Source organism: Mesorhizobium sp. M7A.F.Ca.CA.004.04.2.1 (assembly GCF_004022825.1).
In the GTDB taxonomy this organism is placed as follows: domain Bacteria; phylum Pseudomonadota; class Alphaproteobacteria; order Rhizobiales; family Rhizobiaceae; genus Mesorhizobium.
The window spans coordinates 2,125-4,456 of record NZ_RZPH01000472.1; the positions used below are offsets into that span (position 1 = coordinate 2,125).

1 protein-coding gene is annotated in these 2,332 nt (G+C 63.1%); it reads left to right on the forward strand.

Annotated features, from left to right (window positions below; translation table 11 throughout):
* Window positions 1-169: 169 nt before the first annotated feature.
* On the forward strand, window positions 170-2,332 hold a 2,163-nt coding region (locus EN893_RS20290), incomplete at its 3' end, for a hydantoinase/oxoprolinase family protein (RefSeq protein ID WP_164900979.1).

The window sequence follows — 2,332 nt, forward strand, 5'->3', positions numbered from 1 at the left end:
CGTTGCCGTGAGCGGTCGAAGGACAAATGCGTCAGACGGCCATGAGTTTCGTAACGTTGCGTTTCGACATGTAACATCGTCTGGTTCATTTGCGATTGCCGCTCAGGCCGTGGCGAACTAACAGCATGTGCCGAACCACCGATTGAACGTAAAAGCGCCAGGGGCTGTCATGACCGCAAAATGGGATTTCTGGATCGACCGCGGCGGCACATTCACCGATATCATCGGCCGAGATCCGGAAGGCGGGCTGCACCCGCGCAAGCTTCTCTCCGAAAATCCCGAAGCCTACAACGATGCTGCCATCCAGGGCATTCGCGACCTTCTTGGCTTGTCGGCCGGCGACACGATCCCGAGCGGCCTGATCGGCGACATCAAGATGGGCACCACGGTTGCAACCAATGCGCTGCTGGAGCGCAAGGGCGACCGCGTGCTTTTGCTCATCACCAAGGGCTTTCGTGATGCGCTGAAGATCGCCTATCAGGCGCGTCCGGACATCTTCGCCAAGGAGATCATCCTTCCCGAACAGCTCTACGAGCGGGTCATCGAAATCAACGAGCGTGTGCGCGCCGATGGCTGCGTCGAACAATTGCTCGACATCGCCGCCTGCCGGCCGGCGATCGAACAGGCCAGGGCCGATGGCATCGATGCGGTCGCCATCGTCTTCATGCACGCCTGGAAATACCCCGACCACGAGAAGGCGGTGGCAAAAGTCTGCCGCAAACTTGGTTTCGCCCAAGTCTCCGTCAGCCATGAGGTCTCGCCGCTGATCAAGCTGGTCGGCCGCGGCGACACCGCGGTGGTCGATGCCTACCTGTCGCCGATCCTGTCCCGCTATGTGCAAAGGGTTGGCCAAGAGCTCGGCGTCCTCTCCCCCCTCGAGGGGGGTGAGGAGCGATGGGCCGAAGGCCGAGAAAAAGCCAGCGATTTGGCTTTTTCAGCGACGAACGCCCGAAGCCATAGCGAAGGGCAGTCGGCAAAGCGGGCAGAGGGGGTCCTCTCGGAAGGCACCGCCACGACGTCGAGCCCGGTCGATCCGACCCCACCCGGCGCCTTTGCCGCCATCCTCCCCTCGAGAGGGAGGGAAAGCCCTCGCCTCATGTTCATGATGTCGTCGGGCGGTCTCACCGCCGCCGACATGTTCCAGGGCAAGGATGCGCTGCTGTCAGGACCGGCCGGCGGCGTCGTCGGCATGGTCGAGACAGCCAGGCTCGCCGGCTTCGACAAGGTCATCGGCTTCGATATGGGCGGCACCTCCACCGATGTCGCCCACTATGACGGCGAATACGAACGCGCCTTCGACACCGAGGTCGCCGGCGTGCGCATCCGCGCGCCGATGATGCGCATTCATACCGTCGCCGCCGGCGGCGGCTCGATCCTGCATTACGAGGCCGGCCGCTTCCGGGCCGGACCGGATTCGGCTGGCGCCAATCCCGGCCCGGCAGCCTACCGGCGCGGCGGCCCGCTCGCCGTCACCGACGCCAACGTCATGCTTGGCAAGCTGCAGCCCGATTTCTTCCCGGCGATTTTTGGACCCGGCCAGGACGAGCCGCTCGACGTCGAGACGGTGCGAGCAAAATTTGCGGCACTCGCCGCCGAAATCGGCGATGGGCGGTCGCCCGAGACTGTCGCCGAAGGGTTCGTCACCATCGCCGTGGAGAACATGGCCAATGCCATCAAGAAGATCTCCGTGCAGCGCGGCTACGACGTCACCGAGTATCTCCTCAACTGCTTCGGTGGCGCCGGCGGCCAGCACGCTTGCCTGGTCGCCGACGCGCTCGGCATGGAGGCGGTGCTGATCCATCCCTTCTCTGGCCTGCTGTCGGCCTATGGCATCGGCCTGTCCTCGGTCTTTGCCTCGCGCCAGCAAGCGCTGCTGAAACCGCTTGCCGAAGAGTCCAGAACGGAGATCGGCAACCTCATTGCCATTTTGAGAAAAGCCGTTGTGGCCGAACTCGCGGCGCAAGGCATCGGCGAGGATACCGTCGCCACGAAGCCGGTGCTGCACATTCGCTATGATGGCACCGACACGACACTGCCGGTGAATTTCGAGGCGGATTCGATTTTCCAGGCCAGGCGCGATTTTGAAGTCGCCCACAAGGCGCAGTTCGGTTTCGTCTATGACGACAAGCCGATGATCGTCGAGACCGTCGGCGTCGAAGGCACCGACACCGGCGGTACCGGGCGCGACGAAACTGAATCACGAACCGAAGACCTTGCCGTAAACCCTTCGCAAACCCGCGAAATCTTCACCGAGGGAGAGTGGCGCACTTCACCCATCTTCCGCCGCGAAGCGCTGAAACCGGGAAACAGGGTTGCCGGACCTGCCTTGATT